The sequence below is a fragment of the uncultured Meiothermus sp. genome (assembly GCF_937863175.1).
In the GTDB taxonomy this organism is placed as follows: Bacteria; Deinococcota; Deinococci; order Deinococcales; family Thermaceae; genus Meiothermus.
Window position 1 is genome coordinate 1 of sequence record NZ_CALMCQ010000123.1, and the last position, 3,516, is coordinate 3,516.

The following is a 3,516-nucleotide window of genomic DNA, read 5'->3' on the forward strand; positions in this document are numbered from 1 at the left end:
CCCCTCCCGGATGGTCGGCGAAAAAAGCGTCTCCCTTCGGTCGGGTTCCGAATCGGGTACCCGCAAGAGGTCAAGGCTGATTCTCAACCTTACACCCGGTCTGCATAACACCCACCTGGAGCGGGCATCCTGCTGGAATCTCAATCGTGCAGGCTCATAGGCAAGCCGTCTGGTTTTTGTGGCTTTGTACGTAGATCAGCGCGGCCCGCACGGCATGGGGTGCGGCTTGCAGGGGTTTGCCAGGGTCGGGGTCGAGCAAATACACTTCGATGCCTTGCAGCAACAAGGCTTTGAGAAGCTCTTCTTTTCCACGCCAGTCCTGTACTTGTTGCACCTCGAGGTTGGCAAAGTCGGGCAAAGCGCTTGGAAATTGTCGTGCAATGTCGCATGATGTAAAGAGCAGAGCTAGGGGTGGCCCTGTCTGAGTCAGTAACGGTCGCTCGAGCGGGCCGAGATAGTAGATTGGGCTGTCTAGGTGTACCATAGCACATCTAGCGTAGCGGACAACCCCTCCGCAGAACAGGAAGTGACAGAAAACGATGAAGACGGCTTTGTTTATTGACGGTTCTTACATGTATGACGCTGCCAAGCGTTTGGGGTGGAATATAGACCACCGAAAGGCGATTGGGGTTTTCTCCAGACCCGAAGACCTGTACAACGCCTTCTACTACGCACCCGTCACCGACAGCAACGACGAGCGTCAGCAAAAATTTCTCGATGCGCTGGTGTTTATGGGTTACACCGTGCGGAGCCGCGAAGCCCACGGCGACCCCCGCTTTGAGGCTATGATCGCCACCGATTTGCTGGTCACTTCTCCCCGCTGGGAACGAGCGGTACTGGCCAGCGGTTCGGGCGATCTGGCCCATACCCTGTCGGCCTTGCGGGCCCAGGGTAAGGAGATTCATCTGCTGGGTGTGCCTGAACTTACCGACCTCGAGTTGCGCAACCAGAGCGACCGCTATCTGGATCTGCGCGAGTTGCAGCCCCAGCTCGAGCGCACCGGGGGTGGACGACGCGCCTATCCGGGCGTTACCGAGGAAGGTTTTGGCTCTGAAGAACAGTCCGGGCAGGCCCGGCGGCTGATGGAAAACCTCGAGGACGAGTTGCGGTAGCTGGCTGTGCCAGCCTATAGACAGACCCCCTCTCTGGTTCTATTTCAGGGCAGCACGGGCATACGTTCGAGCTCCAAAGCAGCAGCAGCATCTCCGACCAGAATAACCTTGTGTACGATGGGCCAGAAGACCCTCCCCATTCATTCCTGGCCCGATGTGGTATACCAGTGGGAATGACCCATCCCTATGCAATCAGGCCCTAGACACCCTGGCAACGCTTCGGGGTATGGGCTTTACAGCTTTTGGGCTGGACAGCGGTAATGGCCCCGCCCCCAGGGAAGAAATTTGTGCTGGTGGGCATTGTGGTCAACAGCATGGACGAGATGCGGAAAAGCCTGCAAGAGGCCAGGGCTCCCGCGCCAGGGAACCTCGAATTTTAACTTCAAGAGGTGCAGGCCAAACTGAGTCAAGCGCAAGAGTTGCTTAAGGCCCTGGGTCAATCCAAAACAAAATGAACCCTGCACTACAGCGGTTCCTGTTAGTGCAGTTCTCGGAAAGAATGCAGTCATCCCCGAAATCCATGAAACTGTGCAGGACTCGTTTTCTGCCGCCAGGATTAGGGGCGAAAAAATAGAGTTAACCGCGATAATACCTGATCTGTTGGCTCTGATTAACCAAAACGCTTACAGCAATTCGGAACCATCGTTCTTGTAATCGAGCCATCTTTGCGACCCTGAGGTGAAGCGGAAGGGGGAGCAATCCAGATCACCCCGTCAGCCAAAGGGCTTTGTGATCTCCTGCTGAATAGTTTTGCGGGCCTGCGGCCTCCTCGCTATGACAAGGCTTTCTAAACTCAAGGGAGGAACACCAGCGGGGGATAAGTGTCTTCATAGTTGAAATGCGGAATGTGGCCCCCAAACGCCCGGAGGGAATTGCGCCAGGTACGCATTCACCGCACCGGCCGGTTCCGCATTTTCACCCTGGCGCAACTAAGTGGTGAGAAGCGCTGTAGGCAACACCAATTCATATTCACCTTCGGTACATCCCGCAGACCCCAACTATGAAGAGCGCCATAACCCCCTGGCAGCAAACCTGCTGCTGCCAGGAGTTAAGAATGCTCCATCTATGGGCCAAAATCGGGTGAGCCATATTGCAAAACCCGCAGTTTGCTAGGAGCCGCTACATCTTCCAGAATCACAAAAAAATTTTTACCTGGCTGGCTTGCGAATTCCAATGCAGGCGCATCCGAGCATTGCACCCGCAGGCGGGGTACCCGCCCGTAATACATAAGAAAATCCTGGCTGTAAAGGCCCTTCCACATCTCCAGGCGGGGCAAGGGGGGTAGGGTTTCACCCCGCGATGGGCTGGTAGCCGGTCGGGTTATTTGAAACCGAACCGCTGCAAACATTCCTTCACTACCCGGCTTGGGCTCCCAGTCTGCAGCAACCTCCTCTACTTCGCGATCCCTGTAGTTTCCCCGGTTGAAAAGAAGTAGGGGGCTCAGATACCCCTGGTCACCTGACCCAATCCTAACCTCGGCCTGGATACCCTGTGGACACAGAGTCGGGTCTTCAGGAAAGTAGAACAGGTACATGGACGCAGCAGATGGAGAATAAATGCAGGACGAGAGAAGCGAAGCCAAGGCCAGTAAAAGCACATAAAACCAACGCATATGCCACCTCAGTCGCGTGGACCATCCCCGGGCGGGGGCGGGGGTGGGTTATCGCCCGGGTTGGAAGTGGGTGATGGTGTGTAGAGCCGGTAGACCGCAAAGGACATATCGTAGTAGTCGCTCAGGTAAACGGTGTTGCTACCGTTCCAATATTCTATGTCGCCTGTACGGGCATAGTAGGGGAGGCCACTTCTGTTGCTGATGTTGATGACAGCGTAGTTCTCCGACCAGTCCCAATATTCCAGAATCTTGAACTTTTTGGCCAGGGCAAAGTGTCCATTTCCGAAGCGAATTCCGTTTGCAATAAGGGGTATAGAGTTATTCGTCTGGTAGCCCACTATGGCAGGCATCTCCCTGTCCGACGGTGCGCCGATAGAATCCTTGAGCGTTCCGCCCACCTTCCAGGTGGCCTGCGACCAGGTGACAAAATTGAGGACTGGGGGAAGGATACCTCCAACAATGCTTGGCAAATCTATGTCGCGCAGCCATGCTCCTGTCAACCGCTCTGGCCAACCGTTGTCGGAGAGCCAGGCATTGCCTCCATTCAGCACTCCGGAAAAACTGGTATTGGTTTCCCCCTGGAAATGTGAAGAGCCCATTCTCTCCGGCAACCAGGCCGCGTAAACCTCTCTGGTAACCCCGTTGACGCTTCTATCGCCCACCCTCACCGGCCAGAACAGCATCTGCATGAATTTGTCTTGCTCGGCAGTGGTCGCGCCATTTCCCACTGTCACCTTTGCTCCATGAGGGGTCAGGTTGTTGTTGGGCAGCCGAATCTCCCGGCTGTTTCCA

3 protein-coding genes are annotated in these 3,516 nt (G+C 55.6%); 1 reads left to right on the forward strand and 2 read right to left on the reverse strand.

The window, feature by feature from the left end:
• Positions 1-154 precede the first annotated feature (154 nt).
• Positions 155-358 carry a hypothetical protein gene (locus tag Q0288_RS04945; RefSeq protein WP_299428062.1) on the reverse strand — a complete coding sequence of 68 codons (204 nt, stop codon included), beginning with the start codon at positions 356-358 and terminating at the stop codon, positions 155-157.
• Between the two features lie 181 nt (positions 359-539).
• On the opposite strand from Q0288_RS04945, the gene Q0288_RS04950 reads away from it, so the two are divergent.
• Entirely contained in the window at positions 540-1,112 is a 573-nt protein-coding gene (locus Q0288_RS04950) for an NYN domain-containing protein (protein WP_299428065.1), read from the forward strand.
• 1,620 nt (positions 1,113-2,732) lie between these two features.
• Here the strand turns inward: Q0288_RS04950 and Q0288_RS04955 are convergent.
• The coding region (locus Q0288_RS04955; protein ID WP_299428068.1) for a hypothetical protein at positions 2,733-3,516 on the reverse strand (784 nt) is incomplete at its 5' end.